Below are 21248 nucleotides of genomic sequence, written 5' to 3' on the forward strand. Positions count from 1 at the left end.
TCCGCCGCGCGGTCCTCTCGCGCCCGCCGAGCGCCGCTGCTCACGCCTGCCGAAGCTGGTCGAGCGCGCGCGCCGCGACCGCCTGGGCAGTAATGCCGAAATGGGCGTAAAGGTCCTTTCCCGGCGCGCTGGCGCCGAACGAGGTCATTCCCACGAAGGCGGCATCCGAACCGACGATGGCGTCCCACCCCATGCGGATCGCGGCTTCAACCGCAACCTTGGCCGGAGCGTCCCCGATCACCTTGGCCCGCTCTGCGGCGGGCCTTTCGAGGAACAGTTCGAACGAGGGGATGGAGACGACGCGGGTCGGGACCCCTTGCGTCTCCAGTATCATCGCGGCTTCCACCGCGGTCGAGACCTCAGAGCCGGTGGCGAACAGGCTCGCCTGCACCGGGCCGGAGGCGGCGAGGATCTCGTAGGCGCCTTCCGCCGAGCGGTTCTGCGGGGTGGCATCGGTGCGCAGGATGGGCAGGTTCTGGCGCGACAGGATCAGCGCCGAGGGGCGGCCCTCGGACTGCAGCGCGATCTGCCAGCACTCGGCCGTCTCCACCGTGTCGGCGGGGCGCATCACGAGCAGGTTGGGAATGGCGCGCAGGGCGGCGAGGTGCTCCACCGGCTGGTGGGTGGGTCCGTCCTCGCCGAGGCCGATGGAATCGTGGGTGAGCACATGGATCACCCGCTCGCCCATGAGCGCCGCGAGGCGGATGGCGGGGCGGCAATAGTCCGAGAACACCATGAAGCCGCCGGAGAAAGGGATCAGCCCCTTGTGCAGCGCCATGCCGTTGAGCGCCGCCGCCATGCCGTGCTCGCGCACGCCGTAATGCACGAAGCTGCCGGAGAAGTCGTCCGGCGTGATGGACTTCGCGCCCTTGGCCTTGGTGTTGTTGGAGCCGGTGAGATCGGCCGAGCCGCCTATCATCTCGGGCGCCACCGGGGTGATGAAATCCAGCACCATCTCGGACGACTTGCGGGTGGCGACGGCGCCGCCGTCCTGCACGGCCTTCGCCTTGGCGGCGACGATGGCGCCCTCCAGAGCCTCCGGCAAGGTGCCGGCGACGCGGCGCTCGAATTCGGCGCGGGCCTCGGCGGGCTGGGCCGCGAGCCGCGCTTCCCAGGCCTCGCGGGCCGCACGGCCCGCAGCGGCGGCGGCGCGCCAGCCGGAGAGTACGTCCTCGGGCACCACGAAGGCCGGAGCCTCCCAGCCCAGCGCAGCGCGGGTGGCGGCGATCTCCTCGGCGCCCAGGGGCGAGCCGTGGGCCTTCTCGGACCCAGCCTTCTTCGGCGAACCGAAGCCGATGGTGGTGCGGCACGCGATCAGCGTCGGACGATCCGAGCTCTTGGCGGCCTCGAGCGCGGCGAGAATGGCCTCGGGATCGTGCCCGTCGATGCGCGTCGTCGCCCAGCCCGACGCGGCGAAACGCGCCAGCTGGTCGGTGGAGCCGGAGATGGAGGTGGGGCCGTCGATGGAGATGTGGTTGTCGTCCCACATCACGATGAGCTTGTTGAGCTTCAGGTGGCCGGCGAGATCCGCCGCCTCCTGGCTCACGCCCTCCATGAGGTCGCCGTCGGAGGCAAGCACGAAGGTGTGATGATCTACCACGTCCGCGCCGAAGCGGCTGGCGAGGGCGCGCTCCGCCATGGCCATGCCGACGGCGGTGGAGATGCCCTGCCCGAGCGGACCGGTGGTGGTCTCGATGCCTTCGGTGACGAAATTCTCGGGGTGGCCAGGGGTGAGCGAGCCGAGCTGGCGGAAGCGCTTGATCTCGTCGATGGTCACCTTCTCATATCCGGTGAGGTGCATCACCGAATAGAGCAGCATGGAGCCGTGGCCGGCGGAGAGCACGAAACGGTCGCGGTCGGGCCAGAACGGACGGGACGGGTCGAACTTCAGAACCTTGGTGAACAGCACGGTCGCGATGTCCGCCGCCCCCATGGGCAGGCCCGGATGACCGCTGTTGGCGGCCTCCACGGCATCCATCGCGAGGAACCGGATGGCATTGGCCAAGCGGTCGTGGCTCGTGCGGCTCGACATATTCCAGTTTCTCCCGCGCCGGCTTCGTTGCGTGCCGGCGGGCCAGAGGCAGCGTCGGGCCGTGACGGACCCGCGCCCGGTCGCTCCGGGCCTCGGCATTCCTCCGGCCAGTGGTGGCCGCCTTGTATCAAGGCCCGTCCGGCTGTCAAACCTGCGGCATCCCCCGGCGTCAAGGCGCGGGGGCGCTGAGCGGGCGCGTTGCATCGTCGCGGCGCGGTCTGGAGCGCCCGAATGCACCCGGCCGCGCCTTGCCGGGCCGCGGGTTGCCTGCGGAAGCGGCTGCCGTCATGGTGGGGGCTGTGGAACGAGTGGCGTATTGCCGCCCGACTCGGCTAGACTTTCGCAATGTATGCGCTGAAGCAACGCCCGCCGCTGCAGGACGCCCCCATCGAGGCGGCGACCCGGCGCCTCCACGCGGCCCTCGACGCGCTCACCGACGCCATCGACCGGCGCCGCGAGGCGGACCGCCACCAGGAAGCCCTGCTCGCTCAGCTCCACGCCCTCGGCAACGACCGGGCACGCCTTGCCGCCGAGCTGGACATGGCCCAGGCGGAGGCCGGCGAGGTGGAGGAGGCGGGCCGCGAGATCATCCGCCGGCTGGACGTGGCCATGGTCACCATCCGCGACGTGCTCGCGACCCACGGCGGCTGATCGCGATGCCGCATGTCTCCGTCACCATCGCGGGGCGCCAATACCGGATGGCCTGCGACGAGGGGCAGGAAGACCACCTCATCCGGCTCGCCCACGACATCGACAGCCGCATCACCCAGCTGCGCGGCGCCTTCGGCGAGATCGGGGACCAGCGCCTGGTGGTGATGACCGCCATCACCATCGCCGACGAGCTGGCCGAGGCCCGCAACCGCATCCGGGCGCTGGAGAGCGATATCGAGAGCCAGCGCGACGCCCGCGCCTCCGCCATGGCCCGCATCGAGGCCAGCGAAGAGGAAGTGGCGCGCACCATCGACGCCGTCGCCGAGCGCATCGAGCGCCTCGTGGCCGAACTCGCCCCCAAGGAACGCGGCTCCATCGGCATGGGCTGAGGAAAGTTTTTGAGCGTTGGGGCCGGGTTGGCTCGCCCGAATCCGGCCAGGCGTTCCTCTTTCCTTCTTCACCGGTGCGCCTCTCCACGTGGCCGATGGCCTTCCGTCTTCCCGCGATGCAGCTCTCAGCACGGTCCTCCCGGCCTAACCCCATCATCCTCCGGCTTGACCGGAGGATCCATGGCGCCGCCGGGAACACCGTTCGACATGGCACCGGCGGAAAGATGGGCCCTCCGGTCAAGCCGGAGGGCGACGGCGTGGCGGGCGTTTTCGCGCCGCCTGGACCACCCACCCCGAGCGCACGCTCTCCCTCTCGCCAAAGGGCTGACGCTGGGCGGTTCTCCCTCCGCCCCCCGCCGTCATCCTCCGGCTTGGCCGGACGACCCATGGCGCCGCCAGGAACACCCTTCGACATAGCATCGGCGGAAAGATGCGCCCTCCGGTCAAGCCGGAGGGCGACGGCGTGGCGGGCCGCGCCGCCTGGAAACACCGCGGACCTCCCGACTACGCCCCCCGCACACCTCCCGCCAAAGGGCTGGCGCTCGAGGCGGTTCATCCCTACATTGGGAAGGCGGGGCTGCGGAGTACGTCAGGAGACATATTCCCCGGGGCCTTATCGATCCTTAAGGGAGCTGTCCCTGACCTCGCCCCTGGGCCTGGACACACGGCGCCCACCTACGTTGTAGGTTCCCGGGATCGACCTCCAACGGCTACTGTGGCTCCGCACGCTTTCCCTCCTCGCCGAACGCCCGATGGGCATGATCCCTCGATGGCCGACGCGACTCTCGCCACCGACAAGAAGCGCCTGCGGGCGCTTGCCCTCGGGCGCCGGGCGGCCATGGGCGAGGATGCCCGCCGCCTTGCCTCCCGCGCCGCCGCCGCCAATGCCGTGACCGCCCTCGATCACGCGGTTGGCCCTGTCGCGGGCCGAACCGTCGCGCTGTTCGTCCCATTCCGCGACGAGATCGATACCCTCCCCCTGGCCGAGCTGTTGCGCGCCGCAGGGGCCGAGCTTGCCCTTCCGGTGATCCTCGGCCGCGACCGGCCCCTGATCTTCCGCCGCTGGCGCGCGGACGACAGTCTCGTCCCCGCCGGCGCCTTCCGCATTTCCGAGCCGCCGGAGATCGCGCCGGAGGTGGTACCCGAGGCGGTGCTGGTGCCACTCGCCGCCTTCGACCGTCGTGGCTACCGCATCGGCTATGGTGCCGGCTTCTATGACCGCACCCTTGCCGGCCTGCGCGCAAGGGGTCGGGTCGTGGCGCTCGGCTTCGCTTTCGCCTGCCAGGAAGTGGAGGCCGTACCCGTCGCGCCCCATGACGAGCCGGTGGACATGATGGTAACGGAGACAGAAGCTGTCCTGGTGGCCCCTTCGCCTTGAGCCGGAGGGGCCGGTGTTGTCTCGGAAGTCTCAATGCGCATCCTGTTTCTTGGTGACGTGGTGGGCCGGCCCGGCCGCGAATGCGTCGTTTCCCTTCTTCCGGGCCTCGTCACCCAATGGTCGCTGGATCTGGTGATCATCAACGGCGAGAACGCCGCCGGCGGCTTCGGCATCACCGAGGCGATCTACGAAGACCTCAGGGCCGCCGGCGCTGACGCCGTCACCCTCGGCAACCATGCCTTCGACCAGCGCGAGGCCCTCGTCTTCATCGAGCGCGCGCCCGCTTTGGTGCGGCCCATCAACTATCCCCCCGGCACCCCCGGCCGCGGCGCGGTGCTGGTCGAGGCGAAGAACGGCGCGCGGGTGCTGGTGCTCAACGTGATGGGCCGGGTGTTCATGGACCCCCTCGACGATCCGTTCGCCGCGCTCGACCGGGCGCTCGACGGGGCGACGCTTGGGGAAATGGTGGATGCGGTGATCGTGGACGTCCACGCAGAGACCACCAGCGAGAAGCAGGCCATCGGCCACCATTGCGACGGCCGCGCCTCCCTCGTGGTCGGTACCCACACCCACGTACCCACGGCCGACCACCGCATCCTCGCCGGCGGCACCGCCTACATGACCGACGCGGGCATGTGCGGCGCCTATGACGGGGTGATCGGCATGGACAAGGACGAGCCGCTGCGCCGCTTCACCCGCAAGCTTGCCTCAGGCCGCTTCGAACCGGCGTCGGGCCCGGCCGCGCTCTCCGGCGTCGCGGTCGAGACGGACGACCGCACCGGCCTCGCGGTGAAGGTGGCGGCGGTGCGGCTCGGGGCGGGACTGGAGCCGGCGCGGCCGGCATTCTGGGAATAGCGCCGGCCGGAAGCGGGTCCATGCTGCACCCGCTTCCTTGCTCTTTGGCCGCCCGACGACCTATAAGGCCGGCATCAGGCAACAATAATCGGTCCGGGCGGCCCGCGGCAGCGGGCGCGGGGCCGAGCTTCAAGGAATGGTGGCGGCCATGGCCGGGCATTCGCAATTCAAGAACATCATGCACCGCAAGGGACGGCAGGACGCCATGCGCTCCAAGCTGTTCTCCAAGCTGGCGCGCGAAATCACCGTGTCGGCCAAGATGGGCCTGCCGGACCCCGCCATGAACGCCCGTCTGCGCGCGGCCATTCTCGCCGCGCGGGCCGAGAACATGCCGAAGGACAATATCGAGCGCGCCATCAAGAAGGCGGCCGGCGCCGATGGCGAGAATTACGATGAGATCCGCTACGAGGGCTACGGCCCGGGCGGCGTCGCCGTCATCGTCGAGGCGCTCACCGACAACCGCAATCGCACCGCCTCCGAAGTGCGGTCCTATTTCACCAAATCGGGCGGCAACCTCGCCGAGACCGGCGCGGTGTCCTTCATGTTCGACCGGGTGGGGGTGATCGAGTACGACGCCGCCAAGACCGACGCCGACACCATGATGGAAGCCGCCATCGAGGCGGGCGCAGAGGATGTCAGCTCGTCCGAGCACGGCCATGAAGTGGTCTGCGCCGCCGACAGCCTCGCCGAGGTACAGCGCGCGCTGGAAGCCAAGTTCGGCGATCCGCGGAAGGCGGCCCTGGTATGGCGGCCGCAGAATACCATCGCGGTGGACGACGAAACTGGCGAGAAGCTCCTGCGCCTCGTGGAGACGCTGGAGGACAATGACGACGTGCAGAACGTCACCGCCAATTTCGAACTTTCGGACGCCCTGCTCGCCAAGATGAGTGCCTGAGCTATCGGGCATCGGGGATGGCCGGGAGGCGGGCGCCTCCCGGGTCAACGTCGCCGGGGTAAACCTCAGGCGGCGAGCGCGGTGGCAATGGCCTTCAGCTCGTCGAGGGCGGTGTCGATCTCGACACGCTGGCGCTCCAGCTGGGCGATCTGGGCGAGGCAGCGGTCGCGCGACAGGGACAGGCCCGCCCCCTCGCCCTCATGGGCGGCCACCAGAGCGCGGATCTCTGAGAGGGTGAAGCCGAGGTGCTTGCCCTTGAGAATCACGGCGAGGCGCTTGCGGTCGGCTTCGGAATAGAGGCGGGTCATGCCGTCGCGGCGCGGGGCGATCAGGCCCTTGTCCTCATAGAAGCGCAGGGCGCGAAGCGTGATCCCGAACTCGCGGGACAGATCGCCGATGGTGAAGACGGCGCCGTCGCGCAGGGCCTCTGGGGCAGCCACGATGGGCTGACGGGCCGAAGACTCGATCGACGGCTCGAAGATGGTCGCGTCCATTCTGATATCCCTCATGGCACGTCTGCCGCGCAAGGCGCCGCAGAACGGCTCAGTGGTTGCAATCGGTCGATGACCGGCGGCACCGGATGCCGCTGCGCAACCCATGCCTAACCTCGCATCACTGGGTTTGGGAGGCTTTGCGGGCTACCGTAGGGGAAAGTAACAGTTACGCGCGTTATCTTTCAGACACTTGCATTGTCACGCCCAAGATGAGCCGGAGCATTGTCCGCGCCCAGGTGGCACGTGATTTCCCGCTTCGCCGGCGTCGATCGAACCGAAGCAGTCCAACCGAGGGCCGCGGCGAGGCGTGACCGCGGCGGTATTAACCGGGGATTTACCAAGATCGGAAACTCTCTGTTCAGTGAATCACCACATCGGGCTACGGTATTTGGGCACCCACCGGCGCCCACCTTTTCCCGGGGAGGCCGGAATGGACCGGATGGAACGCACGGCCCGGAAGCACCCGTCGGGACTTGAAGCCTTTATGTTGGCTGAGTCCGAAGACGTGCCGGCGTGGGACGTCCTTGACGTACCCGCATCGACCCTCGAATCCCTGCGCGGCGAGATCGGCGCACTGCGTGAGCGGCTCGCCAATGCCGCGCCCAAGCGCGCGGTCGTGGAGATGGACCGCGCCATCACGCTGCTGTGCCGCCGGGTGGACGACATTCGGGAGGCCGGCGCGGCTTCGAATGGCCGGGACGACGTCGTCGTCGCGGAGCTCGCCGAGATTCGTGCTGGACTCGCCCATCTCGGCAAGTCCGACCGCTTCGTGGCTCTGGAAGCGGGCCTCGAGGCCCTCGCCCGCAAGATCGACTTGATGAGCGCGCGTGCCGTCGATCCGGTGGAAGTCGCCCGCCTGCAGGGCCAGATCGACGAGATGCACAATCTCGTTCTGCGCGCGTCCGCATCGCCGCAGAGCATGGAGATGCTGCAGAAGCTCTCGGCCCGCCTCGCCTCTTGCGCCGAGGACGTCGCCCGCGTGGGCGAGGAGACGGCGCATCATCTGGCTGAAGCCGCCAGCGCCTTCGAGCGCAACGCCGACACGCTGCTGCGCCGGGTCGCCGAAACCGAGGCCCGGGCCAGGGCCGGAGACGCCCGTGCTGCGGAGGATCTCAGCCGGCGGCTTCTGGGCGCCATGGACGGCATGCACCGCCGGCTCGACCAAATGTCGAGCCATATGACAGCCCAGCTCGCCACGCTTTCCCCCGCCGCCGGCGCCGAGATGGCCCAGCGGTTCGGCGCCCTCGCCGCCCGCATCGCGGCGGCCGAGGAAGCGGGCCGCGCGGCGGTCGCCCCCCTCGCCGGCGTCATGGACCATCATCTGTCCGTGCTGACCGAGCAGTTCCGCGACACCCAGACCCGCCTTGGACGCCTGGACGACATCGAGGCTGGCCTCAACCGGCTGGCCGACGAGATGCGCCATGTGCGCGAGGCGACCCGAACCGTCGCTGCCGAAGCCGCGGCCGCGGTGGCGACCAAGGTCTCTTCCGATCCCGAAGGTGCTGCCGTGGTGGGCCTGAAGCGCGGCCTCGCGGCGCTAGAGGCGCGGCAGAACGAGATCGAGCGGCGCGCCGGTGAGCTCTATGCCGGCGACGTGGAGCAGGAGCTGAACGACATCGCCGTGGCCCTCGACCGCGATGGCGACGGCACCTATGCCCCCCGCGCCCCCGCCCCGGACGCCTTCACCCCGTCCGAGCCGGCGCCCGAGCCCGAGCCTGAGGCGCGTCATCCCGGGCCGCAGCCCGCGCTGGAGCCCGACGCGCTGGAAAGCCTGCTGCGGGCCGCCGCCCAGGCGCCCTGGCCCCGCCCCGGACGCGCCGTCCACTGGGCCCTCACCGAGGCGCCCACTACGGATAACCGCCAGCACGCCGAGCCGCCGACAAAGGCGCCGCGCAAGCCGCGCGTCAATCGCCCGGGGGCGAGCCTGTTCGCCAGCCTCTTCGGCCGGAAGCGCCAGACCGCCATGGTCGCTCTGGTGGCCGGTGCCGCCACTTTGTTCACCGGCCTTGCGCTGGATCTCGCATGGCGCAACGGCCCCGAGATCACTGCCGGCATGACGGCCACCCTGCGGCGCCTGGCCGCGCCGGCCATCGCCGGGGTTTCTCCCGCCGAGCTGCCGGCCCCGTTGGGCTCGCCTGCCTTGCAGGCCGCCGCTTCCAACGGCGATCCCGCCGCCGCCTTCCTGGTGGCGAGCCGCTATGCGGAGGGCCGCGGCACCGAGGTCGATCTCGACGCTGCGGTGAAATGGCTCTCCTACGCGGTACAGCGAGGCTCGGCTCCGGCGGCCCTGCGCCTCGGCGCGCTTTATGAATCCGCCGGCAAGGACATGTCCGAGGCGCGGCGCCTTTACACCTGGGCCGCCGAGCAGGGCAACGTGCGTGCCATGCACGCCCTTGCCATGCTGCTGTCCGAAGGCAGCCTGCCGGGGCTTTCCGGCAAGCCCGACTGGGCCGGCGCCATGAAGTGGTTCCGCGCCGCGGCCGAGCTTGGCCACCGCGACAGCCAATACAATCTGGGCGTCATCTATGCCCGCGGCCTTGGAGTGAAGGCCGACCTCGCCGAGGCCTGGAAGTGGCTCAACCTCGCCGCCGCCCAGGGTGACCAGGACAGCGGTCGCAAACGCGACATGCTCAGCCGCGACGCCGATGCCGCCACCCTCATGCGGGCGCAGCAGGCCTCAGCCAGCTTCGTCGCCGGAACGCCCGTGGCCGTGGCCAATACGGTGGAGGTAAGGCCCGAATGGCAGGAGGCCGCCAGCACCGCGGGCGCCGCCGCCACCGCTCCGACACAGGTGGCGAGCGCCGCTGCCCCCGGCCGGTGAGCCTCGCAGGGACAAGGGTGCGCCGCCCGGCGCTGCCGGCGGGCCCACGCCCGCCCGACGGCTTTCCTTGGCCGGCCGCCTGGCGCACCTTCCGCTGATGGACCCGCACGCGATTCGCATCCTTGGCCTTGATCCCGGTCTCCGCCGCACCGGCTGGGGGGTCATCGACGCCGTCGGCTCGCGCCTGACCTATGTCGCCTGCGGCACCATCCTGCCCCCCGAGACCGCCCCAATGGGCGCGCGCCTCGCCGCCCTGCATGCGGGGCTGATGGACGTGCTGACCCGCTACACCCCCCATGAGGCGGCGGTGGAGGAAACCTTCGTCAACATGAACCCCGCCTCCACCCTCAAGCTCGGGCAGGCGCGCGGGGTTGTGATGCTGGCACCGGCGCTGATGGGGCTGGACGTGGCGGAATACGCCGCGCTGCTGGTGAAAAAGAGCGTGGTGGGCGCCGGCCGGGCGGAAAAGAGCCAGGTGCGCATGATGATCGGCATCCTCCTGCCCAAGTCGGCGCCGCAGACGGACGACGCCGCCGACGCGCTCGCGATCGCCGTCACCCACGCGCACCATCGCGGGGCGGCTGCGCGCGCCCGCGCCGCGCTGTAGAATTCGCCGGACTGCCGCGGGGGAGCGGGCGATGATCGTGGGGCATCTGGCGCTTGTGACGTCCGCCGTCTTCACCGGCGCGGCTTTCTACATCAATGCGGTGGAGCAGCCGGCCCGGCTCGCGCTGCGCGACGACGCAGCGCTTGAGCAATGGAAGACATCCTATGGCCGGGGCATCGTCATGCAGGGCACGCTGGCGATCGTGGGCGCCCTGCTCGGAGCCATCGCCTTTGCCGGCAACCGCGATTGGCACTGGCTCGCCGGCGCAGTGATGATGCTCGCCAACTGGCCCTATACCCTCATCGGCATCATGCCCACCAATCGCACCTTGATGGCCACCCCACAGGCGGAGGCCGGGCCGTCCACAAGGCGGCTTATCGCCAATTGGGGTCAGCTGCACATGGTGCGCACCGGCCTCGGCGCCCTTTCCACACTCGTTTTCCTCTGGGCCGCGGCGGCGTGAAAGACCGGACATGATCGGAAAGCTGAAAGGCACGGTGGACGAGGTGAACGAGGATCACGTGATCCTCGACGTTCACGGCGTCGGCTATCTCGTCCACTGCTCGGGACGCACGCTCTCCGCTCTGCCCGGGGCCGGGGAAGCGGCCGCCCTGTTCATCGAGACCTACGTGCGAGAGGACCAGATCCGCCTGTTCGGCTTTTCCTCCGCCGCCGAGCGCGACTGGTTTCGCCTGCTCCAGGGCGTGCAGGGCATCGGCACCAAGACCGCTCTCGCCGTGCTTTCCACCCTGAGCGCGCAGGAGTTGACGCAGGCCATCGCCCTCGGAGACAAGGCGATGGTGGCGCGGGCGCCGGGCGTCGGCCCGCGCGTGGCCACCCGCATCATCACGGAACTGAAGGACAAGATGCCCGGCTTCTCGGCCTCCGAGCCGCTGGCGGCGCAGGTGGCGGGGGCACCCCCCGCCAAGGGCGGCGCGGCGGCGGATGCGGTTTCGGCGCTGGTCAATCTCGGCTACGGCGCGCCGCAGGCCAACGCGGCCGTGGCTGCCGCCTTGCGCGGCGCGGGTGCCGACGCTCCTACCGAGAAGCTGATCCGCCTCGGCCTGAAGGAACTGGCGAAGTAGCCGTCGGGGATGGGCCGGCGCTTTTGCGGTTTGTAAAACTGCGCGGGATCGCGCCTGGCCTTCCTGGCCGCCCCCCCGGTGCGCGTCGGCAGGCCCGGCTCAACCTTGATGATACCGCCCGAGAGGGCCCGGCCTGCCCCGGCCGGTTGGCGGCGGGGATCACCGGCGTTCCCCTTCCGTACCGGGGCGGCGCGCTTTAAAGTCGGCGATGCCGCATTCGGCGCAAGCGCGCTATCGTCCGCGCGGGATTCGCAGTTTTCCGGGAGCAAGGCCGCCTCATGTCCACCCGCCTCCTCTCGGGCGAGAAGCGCAGCGAGGACGTCGACACCACGCTTCGGCCCCAGCTCCTTGCGGAGTTCGTGGGGCAGGCGCAGGCGCGCGCCAATCTGGAGGTGTTCATCAAGGCGGCCCGCGCCCGTGGCGAGGCGCTGGACCATGTGCTCTTCGTCGGCCCGCCCGGACTTGGCAAGACCACCTTGGCCCAGATCATGGCGCGGGAGATGGGGGTGGGCTTCCGCTCAACCTCCGGCCCGGTGATCGCCAAGGCCGGCGACCTCGCGGCCATCCTCACCAATCTGGAAGAGCGCGACGTGCTCTTCATCGACGAGATCCACCGGCTGTCCCCCGCGGTGGAGGAAATCCTCTATCCGGCCATGGAGGATTACGAGTTGGACCTCGTCATCGGCGAGGGCCCGGCGGCGCGCTCGGTGAAGATCTCGCTGCCGAAGTTCACGCTTGTGGGCGCCACGACACGCTCCGGCCTCCTTACCACGCCGCTGCGCGACCGCTTCGGCATTCCCGTGCGCCTCCAGTTCTACACGGTGGAGGAGTTGGAGAAGATCGTCGTGCGCGGGGCGCGCGTGCTCGACATCGCCATCGCCCCCGACGGCGCCACCGAGATTGCCCGCCGCGCCCGCGGCACGCCCCGCATCGCCGGCCGGCTGCTGCGGCGGGTGCGCGACTTCGCCCTCGTCGCCGAGGCCGACCGCATCGATCGCCGGATCGCCGACCGCGCCTTGCTGGCGCTGGAGGTGGACGCGGCCGGTCTCGACGCCATGGACCGGCGCTACCTCACGGTGATCGCCGAGTTCTACGGCGGCGGTCCGGTGGGGGTGGACACGCTGGCGGCGGCCCTCTCGGAGCCGCGCGACGCCATCGAGGAGATCGTGGAGCCCTTCCTGGTGCAGCAGGGCTTCATCCAGCGCACGCCGCGGGGTCGGCTTTTGACAGCTGCCGCCTTCCGCCATCTCGGCCTGCCCGAGCCCACGGCCGCGCGGTCGCTGCCTCTGTTCGACGATGGAGAGTGATCCCGTACCAGTCGACGGAACCGCCCGCGGCATGTAAAGCACATTGACATGAGCTGGACCCGAAACGGCGAGACGCGCTCCTACCATCACGGCAACCTCCGCGAGGCCCTGATGCAGGCGACGCTCGACCTCATCGCCGAGAAGGGCATCGCTGGCGTGACCTTCGCCGAGGCAGCCCGCCGCGCCGGCGTGAGCGCGGCCGCGCCCTACCGGCATTTCCGCGACCGCGACGAACTCCTGGCAGCCGTGGCCACGGCAGGGTTTGAGCGCCTGTCCGCCGCTCTCACCGCCGCCTGGCAAAACGGCAAGCCCACCCCTGCTGCCGCCTACGAGCGGGTGGGGCGGGCCTATCTCGGCTTTGCCCGCACCAGCGCCGCCGAATACGCCGCCATGTTCGAATCCGGACTCTCGTCCGACGCCCACGAGGCGCTCAAACAGGCGGGGGAACGGGCGTTCAGCGTGCTGCGCGAGGCGGCGGAAGTTCTGGTCTCCCACATTCCCGGCCCCGGCCGGCCGCCGGCCCTGATGGTGGCGCTGCACACCTGGTCCCTCGCCCATGGCGTCGCCTCGCTCTTTGGCCGTGCCGACGGCGGCCGACGCCGCCTGCCCATGCCACCGGAAGACCTTCTGGAAGCCGCATTCCTTGTCTATCTGAAGGGTCTCGGCGCCCCATCCGACTGAGCCGCGCGCGGGCGGCCATTGACAAAGCAGGGGCGGCGCCATATCTATGTGAATGTAATTAACATTAACCGGGACAGTCGCCATGGAGCTCGCACACAAGCTCGACAGCTACGGTAAACCGGCGTGGATCGCGCTCACGGTTCTGGGCTTCATGGCCTGGTGGCCGCTGGGGCTCGCGATCCTCGCCTTCTCCATCGGGAGCGGGCGCTTCGCCTGCGGCAAGCGCGGCTTTTCCCGCTGGCAGGAACAGGGAGCAGACGCCATGAAGAATGGATTCGGCTGCTGGAATCGCGCGCAGTCCACCAGCGGCAACCGCGCCTTTGACGAATATCGCCAGGATACCCTGCGGCGCCTCGAGGAGGAGCAGAAGGAATTCCGCGACTTTCTCGACCGCCTGCGTCAGGCCAAGGACAAGGCCGAGTTCGACGAGTTCATGGCTGAGCGCCGGCGCAGGTCCGCCGAGCCCGAGCCGGAGGCTCCTGCCGGCACCTGACCGGCGGGTTGCATGCCGGCGCGGCGCCTAACGCCCCCCGATGGTCCGTGCTGGCCGTACCGCGCCCTTTGTTCACAAGGGGCGCGGTCTCGTTTATGAGGGCGCCATGATCGAGCGCCCCACTCCCTCCCCGTCCGATCCCAATCTCCAGCTCGCCGGCCGCCTCGTCCCCGGCGGTCACGCGCTCAATGTGCGCGTCTATTATGAGGACACGGATTTTTCCGGCATCGTCTACCACGCCAATTACCTGCGATTCATGGAGCGCGGCCGCTCGGACTACATGCGGCTCCTCGGCGTGGTGCAGGGCGAATTGTTTGCCCAGGCGGCGGAAGAGGCCCCCGGCTTCCATTTCGTCGTCCGCTCCATGCAGATCGACTTCCTGAAGCCCGCCCGCATCGACGACGTGCTCGAGGTGGTGACCCTGTCGAAGGAGGTCGCCGGCGCCTCCATCACCTTGCTCCAGCAGGTGAAACGGGACGGCGAGCTGCTCGTTTCGGCCAATGTGCGCGTCGCCTTCGTCTCGGAAGGCCGTGCCAAGCGCATTCCCGATGCGCTGCGGCAGGCGACCCTTGCCGACGCCCGCGAGACCGAGAGCCTGGGCGTCGCCCGGCGCTGAAATCGCCCCCCGCCCGGCTTTCCTGCGCCGCGAACGGCCGCGCTAACGCCCTATTAAGCGTGTTCGTGCACAGCTTCCGCACGCGGCTGCGCCTTCGCACCGCAACGACAACCGGCATGACCGCCAAAGTTTGGACAGTTTCGCCCGTTCAAAGGGCCGCCGAACCTTGACACGGGCATCCGGGGCAAAAATGCCCGCACGGCGTCGCCGGCGCGGGAGCCGGATGCTCCGGCGGCCCTATGGCCGTTGCGAGCACAGTTGCGCCTGTCCCGCCGGACAGGCAGCGGAGCCGAGTATGACAGAGAAGACGAGCCGAACCGGCATCGTGTCGCGCTTGCAGCTGGCGCCGGCCTTGGCCATTGCCGCCGCGCTCCTGCTGCTCGGCGCCCTGCCCGCTCTCGCGCAGGACGTGGCGGCTGCGCCAGTCGCCCCGCCGCCGGGCGACTTCTCCTTCCTCGGCTTGTTCCTCCAGGCCCATTTCGTCGTCAAGCTGGTGATGATCGGCCTGATCGTCGCGTCGGTTTGGGTATGGGCCATCATCATCCACAAATGGACCCTCTACACCCGCAATAAGCGCGAGATGGACCGCTTCGAGCAGGTGTTCTGGTCCGGCCAGAGCCTGGAAGACCTCTACCGCACCCTTGCCGGACGCTCGAACCACGGCATGGCCGCCATCTTCGTCGCCGCCATGCGCGAATGGAAACGCACCTACGAGGGCGGCGCCCGCTCCCTCGCCGGCCTCAACCAACGCCTGGACAAGGTGATGAACGTCACCATCGCCCGGGAGGTGGAGCGGCTCGAGGCCGGCCTGCTGGTGCTGGCGACCGTCGGCTCGGCCGGTCCGTTCATCGGCCTCTTCGGCACGGTCTGGGGCATCATGACGAGCTTCCAGTCCATCGCCGCGTCCAAGAACACCTCCCTGGCGGTGGTGGCGCCGGGCATTGCGGAAGCGCTGTTTGCGACCGCGATGGGCCTCATTGCCGCCATTCCTGCGACGATTTTCTACAACAAGTTCATTTCGCAGATGGGGCGGCAGGCGCAGCGGCTGGAGGGGTTCGCGGACGAATTTTCCGCCATCCTCTCGCGCCAGATCGACGAGCGGGGCTGAATCATGGGCATGTCCTCGGGCGGAGCGGGAGGTTGGCAGAGCCGGCGCTCGCGCCGTCGCGCGCCGCCGGTCATGGCCGAAATCAACGTGACGCCCATGGTGGACGTCATGCTGGTGCTGCTCATCATCTTCATGGTGGCGGCGCCGCTGCTCACGGTGGGCGTGCCCATCGACCTGCCGCAGACGCAGGCGAGCGCGGTGAACCAGGACAACAAGGAGCCGATCACCCTCTCGGTGCGGCCCAACGGCCAGATCTATCTCGGCGACAGCGAGATCAAGTACGAGGATCTGGTCTCGAAGTTGCAAGCGGTGACGCAGGCCCGCGGCGGGTTCGAGGAGCGTATCTTCGTCCGCGGCGACAAGAATGCCAATTACGGGCAGATCATGCGCGTGATGGGCCGCCTGTCGGGGGCCGGGTTCAAGAAGGTGGCGCTGGTCACCGAGATCGAGCAGGGAGGCTGACCGGAAGGACCCATGCGCAAGAGCCTCGCGGCCTCGACGGCGCTCCATCTGGGCGTCCTTGTCCTCACCCTGGTGTCGTTCGCCGGGGCGAAGACGTTTGAGCCGATGACGCAGGACATTCCGGTGGACGTCATCACCTCCGCCGAGTTCACAAAGCTCACCAAGGGCGCGCTGACCGGCCAGAAGACCGAGAAGCCGAAGCAGGTGGCCGAGAAGGTCGCCGCCCCCACCCCCATCGAAGATCCCAAGCTCAAGGCCAGCGAGAAGCCGCCGGTGGAGGCCACCACCCCGCCGCCGCCCCCGCCTCCCCCACCGCCGCAGAAGGCCGAGCAGCCGACCCAGGCCAAGGCCGAGCCTGCCCCGCCGCCCAAGGAAACGGCGGAAGTGGCGCTGAAGAATGAGCCGAAGAAGCAGGAGCAGCCGCAGGAACAGGCAAAGGCCGAGGCCGCCCCGCCCCTGCCGCCGCGCAAGCCTGCCCCACCCCGCGAGCAGCCCAAGCCGATCGAGGCCAACGCGACCCCGCGCGAGTTCAACACCGACCAGATCAAGCAGCTGATCGACAAGCGCACCCCCAGCCGCCAGGTGGCGAGCGCGGATCAGGTGTCCACCACCTCGTCCATCGGCGCGCCGAGCGGACAGGCGGTGGCGTTGTCCGTAAGCGAGATCGACGCCTTCAAGCGGCGTCTGCGCGACTGCTGGACCGAGATCCCCGGCAATCTGAACGCGCCGACGCTGGTGGACGTGGACATCTATTTCAACCAGGACGGCACGCTCTCGGCCCAGCCCCGGGTGGTCCCAGGCCAGTCCGGCTCCGCCAATCCCACCTTCCAGGCGGTGGCCAGCATCGGCGTGCGGGCCATCATGCAGTGCCAGCCCTACAAGATGTTCCGGCAAGAGAAATATGCCGAGTGGAAGACCCTCGGCATCACCCTCAGCGACAAGATGTTCAGCCAATGACGGCGCGCCGGCGCCCCGTCGACGGCCCCTGCGGCTGCGACGGCGGGCGCGGTGTGACCCCAGAACAACGAGGACGAGCATGACGCGGTGTGGACGGCCGGCACCTTTCGGGCAGACCGACAACGACCCATGGGCGGGCGGAGCCGGGACAGGCAGGAACGCCGTCGCGATGGGCCGCCGCGCCTTCCTCGCGGGCGGCGCGGCCGCCTCGCTGATGGGTGCGAGCATCGCCGGCTCCGGCCTGGCCCTCGCCCAGGGCCGCATCGAGATCACCCCCGGCGCCTTCAAGCCCATCCCTATCGCCGTCACCGACCTCGTCGGCGAGGTGGAGATGGGCCGGCAGATTTCCGGCGTCATCACCGCGGACCTGCGCCGCTGCGGCCTGTTCGCGCCCATCGACCCGAAGGCCTTCGTCGAGCAGATCACCAATCCCGATACGCCGCGCTTTCAGGACTGGCGGGTCATCAATGCCCAGGCCCTCGTCACCGGCCGCGTGACGCGCCAGCAGGACGGGCGCTTCCAGGTGGTGTTCCGCCTGTGGGACGTGTTCGCCGGCCAGCAGCTCGCCGCCCAGCAGTTCGTCGCCCAGCCCGACAACTGGCGCCGCATCGCCCACATCATCGCCGACGCGGTCTATGAGAAGATGACCGGCGAGAAGGGCTATTTCGATACCCGCATCGTCTTCGTCGACGAAAGCGGGCAGAAGGAGCGGCGGGTCAAGCGCCTGGCCATCATGGACCAGGACGGCGCCAACGTGAGCTATCTCACCCGCGGCGACAGCCTGGTGCTCACCCCCCGCTTCTCGCCCACCAGCCAGGAAATCACCTACATGTCCTATGGGCAGGGCGACCCGAGGGTCTATCTGCTCAACATCGAAACCGGACAGCGTGAGATCGTCGGCAACTTCCCCGGCATGAGCTTCGCGCCGCGCTTCGCGCCGGACGGGCAGAAGGTGATCCTCTCCCTGCAGCAGGGCGGCAATTCCAATATCTTCGTGATGGACCTGCGCTCGCGCGCCACCACCCGCCTCACCGACACCGCCGCCATCGACACCGCGCCCTGCTATTCGCCGGACGGCCGGCAGATCTGCTTCGAGAGCGACCGCGGCGGCACCTCGCAGATCTATGTGATGAATGCCGACGGCTCGGGCGCCAAGCGCATCTCCTTCGGCAATGCACGCTATTCGACGCCGGTCTGGTCGCCGAAGGGCGACTGGATCGCCTTCACCCGGCAGGCGGAAGGCCGCTTCGCCATCGGCGTCATGCGCACCGACGGTTCCGGCGAGCGCGTGCTGACCGAGGGCTATCACAACGAGGGGCCGACCTTCTGCCCCAACGGCCGCGTGCTGATGTTCTTCCGCGATCCCGGCGGCGCCTCCGGCCCGTCGCTCTACACGGTGGACGTGACCGGCTATAACGAGCAGCGGCTGCCCACGCCGAGCTACGGCTCCGATCCAGCCTGGTCACCGCTGCGCTCGTAGGCGACCCCTCCCCGCCCCCCAAAAGCGCTCCCGCCTTGACGGCCGTGCCCAAGGCGGGCACACCCCGGCTTACGCTGGCCGAACCGGCCCGGCGTTCACGGGCGCGTTGCCCCATGCTCCTGCCTCAGGTTGCCCCATGATCCGCTCGCCGCTCATCACCGTCATGGTCCAGGCCGCCCGAAAGGCCGGCCGGTCGCTCACCCGCGACTTCGGCGAAGTGGAGCAGCTTCAGGTCTCCATGAAGGGTCCGGGGGATTTCGTCTCCGCCGCCGACCGCAAGGCGGAGGACACGCTCTACGCCGAATTGTCCCGCGCCCGGCCCAACTACGGCTTCATCATGGAGGAGCGAGGTACCGTAGAGGGCAGCGATCCCGCCAACACCTGGGTGGTCGACCCCCTCGACGGCACCACCAACTTTCTCCACGGCATCCCGATTTTCTGCATCTCCATCGCCCTGGTGCGCAACGGCACGCCGGTGGCGGGGGTGATCTTCAATCCGGTGAGCGACGAGCTCTATGTGGCGGAGAGCGGCCAGGGCGCCTTCCTCAACGAGCGGCGCATTCGCGTCGCCGCCCGGCGCAAGCTCGCCGATTGCGTGGTGTGCTGCGGTCTGCCCCACATGGGCCGGGGCGACCACGCCCAGTTCAACCGCGAGATGGAAGCGGTGCAGGGCCAGGTCTCCGGCCTGCGCCGCACCGGTTCGGCGGCCATCGATCTCGCCTGGGTCGCCGCAGGCCGGTTCGACGCCTTCTGGGAGCGCAACCTCTCGTCCTGGGACATGGCGGCCGGGATCGTGCTGGTGCGCGAAGCCGGCGGCTTCGTCTCCGACATGGACAATGGCGACAAGATGCTGGACGCCGGCCACATCGTCGCCGGCAACGAGCTCATCCACCGCGACCTGCAGAAGCTGCTGAAGAAGGCCTGAGCGCCGCCCGCGGGCTCACCGCCGGGCGAACAGCTTTTCCACGTCCTTGAGCGATAGGCTCACGAAGGTGGGCCGGCCATGGTTGCACTCCCCCGCATTGGGGGTGGCCTCCATCTCGCGCAGCAGGGCGTTCATCTCCTCCACCCTGAGCCGCCGCCCCGCCCGGACCGATCCGTGGCAGGCCATGGTTGCGGCCACATGCAACAGGCGCCGCTCCAGCGGCAGCGCGTCGTCCCATTCCGCGGCGTGCTCGGCGACGTCGGCGACGAGGCGGGCGACGTCCGCCTCCTTCAGCAGCGCCGGCACCTCGCGCACCAGCACCGCCCCATGCCCGAACGGCTCGAGCACCAGACCGAGGGTGGCAAGGTCGGCGGCACGCTCGGCGAGGCGGTCGGCGTCGGCAGGGTCGAGATCCACCACGGCCGGAATGAGCAATCCCTGCCTGGCGACGCCGTCGCGCACCAGCGCCGCCTTGAGCTTCTCGTAGACGAGCCGCTCGTGGGCGGCGTGCTGGTCCACCAGCACCAGGCCATCCCGGGTCTGGGCGACGATATAGGTCTCGTGCAATTGCGCCCGCGCCGCCCCAAGGGGCCGGTCAAGGTCCGCGGCCGCAGGGAGCGCGGCGTCGGGCCGGGCGTCAGCGAAGGGCTCGGCGATGTCGAGCTGCGCCTGCTCCGTCTCGCCGAAGGCCAGTGGCCGCGCCGGCGAGGCGCGCCAGTCGTGGTCCGCCGGCAGCGGCGGCCGGAAGCCCGCGAACGCTCCGCCGCGATAGCCCGGTGCCGGATAAGGCGCGGCGCTCTCGGCCGGGCGGGCCAGCGCCGCCAGCCGGTCGGCGATGGTGGCGGAGGTGGACGGCGCCCGCGCGCCCAGGGCCTGCGTGAGGGTACGCACCAGCAGGGCGCGCACGTTGCCGCCGTCACGGAAGCGCACCTCGGTCTTCGCCGGATGCACGTTCACGTCCACGTCGCGCGGATCAAGGGTGAAGAACAGCGCCAGCACCGGATGGCGATCGGACGGTAGCAGGTCGGAATAAGCGGCGCGCACCGCCCCCATGAGCAGCTTGTCGCGCACCGGACGGCCGTTCACGAAGAGGAACTGGCTGAGCGAATTGGCCTTGGAGAAGGTCGGAAGGCCCGCGAGACCCTCCAGGCGCACGCCTTCGCGCTCCCCCTCCACCGCCACAAGATTGCGCCCCGCCTCCGCGCCCAGCACGTCGGCAAGCCGCGCGGCGCGTCCTTCGGCATCGGCGGTCCGGACGGGAAAGGTGATGGGCGCCCGCTCGTCCGTGACCAGGGTGAAGGCGACGTCCGGCCGGGCGAGGGCGAGGCGGCGCACCACGTCCGCCGCCGCGGCGCCCTCCGCCCGATCCGACTTCAGGAATTTGAGCCGCGCGGGAGTCGCATAGAACAGGTCGCGTACCTCCACCCGGGTGCCGCCACCCAGCGCCGCCGGACGCGGCGGCGTCACCACCCCGCCGTCCACCCTGATCTCGAACGCATGCGCGGTGCCGGGCGGGCGGCTGGTGATGGCAAGGTGCGCCACGGCGCCGATGGACGGCAGGGCCTCGCCGCGGAAGCCCAGGGTCGCGATGGCGAGCAGGTCCTCGCCCGAGAGCTTGGAGGTGGCGTGGCGCTCGATGCAGAGGGCGAGATCGTCCGGGCCCATGCCCGCGCCATTGTCGGTAACACGCACGAGGCGCCGCCCGCCGCCCTGGATCACCACCTCCACCGACTGCGCTCCGGCGTCGATGGCGTTCTCGGTGAGCTCCTTCACCACCGCGGCCGGCCGCTCCACCACCTCGCCGGCGGCGATGCGGTCGATGAGGACGGGCGGAAGGCGGCGGATGGGCATGGCGATCCATACGATTCGGCTGGGCCGATCTTAAGGCCGCCCGCGGGCCGGGCGAAACGCCGCAAATCCGCCCGTGGCAAGGCTCTGCCCCGGGAGCCGCCACTGCAAAGCTTGCTTTGCCGACGGCTTCGCCTAATTCTGTCGGAAGAGATCAAGACACC

21 protein-coding genes and 1 other RNA gene are annotated in these 21248 nt (G+C 69.6%); 19 read left to right on the forward strand and 3 right to left on the reverse strand.

The window, feature by feature from the left end:
* Positions 1 to 40: 40 nt before the first annotated feature.
* The gene (gene tkt, locus ABLE93_RS10535; RefSeq protein ID WP_348839738.1) at positions 41 to 2032 is read right to left on the reverse strand and encodes a transketolase; all 1992 of its coding nucleotides are present in this window, start codon (positions 2030 to 2032) and stop codon (positions 41 to 43) included.
* A gap of 345 nt (positions 2033 to 2377) precedes the next feature.
* On the opposite strand from tkt, the gene ABLE93_RS10540 reads away from it, so the two are divergent.
* From ABLE93_RS10540 to ABLE93_RS10565, 6 genes are all read left to right on the forward strand, one after another.
* A complete protein-coding gene (locus ABLE93_RS10540) occupies positions 2378 to 2683 on the forward strand; it encodes a DUF4164 domain-containing protein (protein WP_348839739.1) in 306 nt (101 codons plus the stop codon).
* 5 nt (positions 2684 to 2688) lie between these two features.
* Positions 2689 to 3072, forward strand: coding sequence for a cell division protein ZapA (locus tag ABLE93_RS10545; RefSeq protein WP_348839740.1), 384 nt, complete (start codon positions 2689 to 2691; stop codon positions 3070 to 3072).
* A 571-nt stretch (positions 3073 to 3643) separates the two neighbouring features.
* A non-coding RNA gene (gene ssrS / locus ABLE93_RS10550) (6S RNA) lies at positions 3644 to 3798 on the forward strand.
* A 43-nt stretch (positions 3799 to 3841) separates the two neighbouring features.
* Positions 3842 to 4450, forward strand: a complete 609-nt coding sequence (locus ABLE93_RS10555) for a 5-formyltetrahydrofolate cyclo-ligase (RefSeq protein ID WP_348839741.1) — start codon at positions 3842 to 3844, stop codon at positions 4448 to 4450.
* A 33-nt stretch (positions 4451 to 4483) separates the two neighbouring features.
* Positions 4484 to 5305, forward strand: a complete 822-nt coding sequence (locus ABLE93_RS10560; RefSeq protein ID WP_348839742.1) for a TIGR00282 family metallophosphoesterase — start codon at positions 4484 to 4486, stop codon at positions 5303 to 5305.
* Between the two features lie 148 nt (positions 5306 to 5453).
* Complete coding sequence (locus ABLE93_RS10565; RefSeq protein ID WP_348839743.1) at positions 5454 to 6200, forward strand: YebC/PmpR family DNA-binding transcriptional regulator; 747 nt, start codon at positions 5454 to 5456, stop codon at positions 6198 to 6200.
* A gap of 65 nt (positions 6201 to 6265) precedes the next feature.
* Here ABLE93_RS10565 and ABLE93_RS10570 read toward each other — a convergent pair whose 3' ends face one another.
* Positions 6266 to 6694 carry a MerR family transcriptional regulator gene (locus ABLE93_RS10570; RefSeq protein ID WP_348839744.1) on the reverse strand — a complete coding sequence of 143 codons (429 nt, stop codon included), beginning with the start codon at positions 6692 to 6694 and terminating at the stop codon, positions 6266 to 6268.
* Between the two features lie 487 nt (positions 6695 to 7181).
* Here ABLE93_RS10570 and ABLE93_RS10575 point away from each other — a divergent pair, with 487 nt between their 5' ends.
* The 13 genes from ABLE93_RS10575 to ABLE93_RS10635 all read left to right on the forward strand — a co-directional run bounded on the left by ABLE93_RS10575 (position 7182) and on the right by ABLE93_RS10635 (position 19236).
* Positions 7182 to 9515, forward strand: coding sequence for a tetratricopeptide repeat protein (locus ABLE93_RS10575; protein WP_348839745.1), 2334 nt, complete (start codon positions 7182 to 7184; stop codon positions 9513 to 9515).
* A gap of 97 nt (positions 9516 to 9612) precedes the next feature.
* Positions 9613 to 10122, forward strand: coding sequence for a crossover junction endodeoxyribonuclease RuvC (ruvC, locus tag ABLE93_RS10580; RefSeq protein WP_348839746.1), 510 nt, complete (start codon positions 9613 to 9615; stop codon positions 10120 to 10122).
* 31 nt (positions 10123 to 10153) lie between these two features.
* On the forward strand, positions 10154 to 10585 hold the full coding sequence (locus tag ABLE93_RS10585; protein WP_348839747.1) for an anthrone oxygenase family protein: 432 nt from the start codon (positions 10154 to 10156) through the stop codon (positions 10583 to 10585).
* Positions 10586 to 10595: 10 nt separating this feature from the next.
* Positions 10596 to 11207, forward strand: coding sequence for a Holliday junction branch migration protein RuvA (ruvA, locus tag ABLE93_RS10590; protein WP_348839748.1), 612 nt, complete (start codon positions 10596 to 10598; stop codon positions 11205 to 11207).
* A 278-nt stretch (positions 11208 to 11485) separates the two neighbouring features.
* The gene (gene ruvB / locus ABLE93_RS10595; RefSeq protein ID WP_348839749.1) at positions 11486 to 12514 is read left to right on the forward strand and encodes a Holliday junction branch migration DNA helicase RuvB; all 1029 of its coding nucleotides are present in this window, start codon (positions 11486 to 11488) and stop codon (positions 12512 to 12514) included.
* A 48-nt stretch (positions 12515 to 12562) separates the two neighbouring features.
* Positions 12563 to 13195 carry a TetR/AcrR family transcriptional regulator gene (locus ABLE93_RS10600; protein ID WP_348839750.1) on the forward strand — a complete coding sequence of 211 codons (633 nt, stop codon included), beginning with the start codon at positions 12563 to 12565 and terminating at the stop codon, positions 13193 to 13195.
* Positions 13196 to 13277: 82 nt separating this feature from the next.
* Positions 13278 to 13688: a DUF2852 domain-containing protein gene (locus ABLE93_RS10605; protein ID WP_348839751.1), complete on the forward strand. Its 411-nt coding sequence runs from the start codon at positions 13278 to 13280 to the stop codon at positions 13686 to 13688.
* 106 nt (positions 13689 to 13794) lie between these two features.
* A complete protein-coding gene (ybgC, locus tag ABLE93_RS10610) occupies positions 13795 to 14304 on the forward strand; it encodes a tol-pal system-associated acyl-CoA thioesterase (protein ID WP_348839752.1) in 510 nt (169 codons plus the stop codon).
* Positions 14305 to 14800: 496 nt separating this feature from the next.
* A complete protein-coding gene (tolQ, locus tag ABLE93_RS10615; RefSeq protein WP_510183009.1) occupies positions 14801 to 15412 on the forward strand; it encodes a protein TolQ in 612 nt (203 codons plus the stop codon).
* A 3-nt stretch (positions 15413 to 15415) separates the two neighbouring features.
* Positions 15416 to 15874 carry a protein TolR gene (gene tolR, locus ABLE93_RS10620; RefSeq protein WP_348839754.1) on the forward strand — a complete coding sequence of 153 codons (459 nt, stop codon included), beginning with the start codon at positions 15416 to 15418 and terminating at the stop codon, positions 15872 to 15874.
* Between the two features lie 12 nt (positions 15875 to 15886).
* On the forward strand, positions 15887 to 16831 hold the full coding sequence (gene tolA, locus ABLE93_RS10625) for a cell envelope integrity protein TolA (RefSeq protein ID WP_348839755.1): 945 nt from the start codon (positions 15887 to 15889) through the stop codon (positions 16829 to 16831).
* 169 nt (positions 16832 to 17000) lie between these two features.
* Positions 17001 to 18311 carry a Tol-Pal system beta propeller repeat protein TolB gene (gene tolB / locus ABLE93_RS10630; protein ID WP_348839756.1) on the forward strand — a complete coding sequence of 437 codons (1311 nt, stop codon included), beginning with the start codon at positions 17001 to 17003 and terminating at the stop codon, positions 18309 to 18311.
* Between the two features lie 136 nt (positions 18312 to 18447).
* A complete protein-coding gene (locus tag ABLE93_RS10635) occupies positions 18448 to 19236 on the forward strand; it encodes an inositol monophosphatase family protein (RefSeq protein ID WP_348839757.1) in 789 nt (262 codons plus the stop codon).
* A 15-nt stretch (positions 19237 to 19251) separates the two neighbouring features.
* Here the strand turns inward: ABLE93_RS10635 and mutL are convergent, their stop codons facing one another.
* Entirely contained in the window at positions 19252 to 21087 is a 1836-nt protein-coding gene (gene mutL / locus ABLE93_RS10640) for a DNA mismatch repair endonuclease MutL (RefSeq protein ID WP_348839758.1), read from the reverse strand.
* Positions 21088 to 21248 lie beyond the last annotated feature (161 nt).

Origin of the sequence: Xanthobacter pollutisoli (genome assembly GCF_040044995.1) — a bacterium.
Lineage (GTDB): Bacteria > Pseudomonadota > Alphaproteobacteria > Rhizobiales > Xanthobacteraceae > Xanthobacter.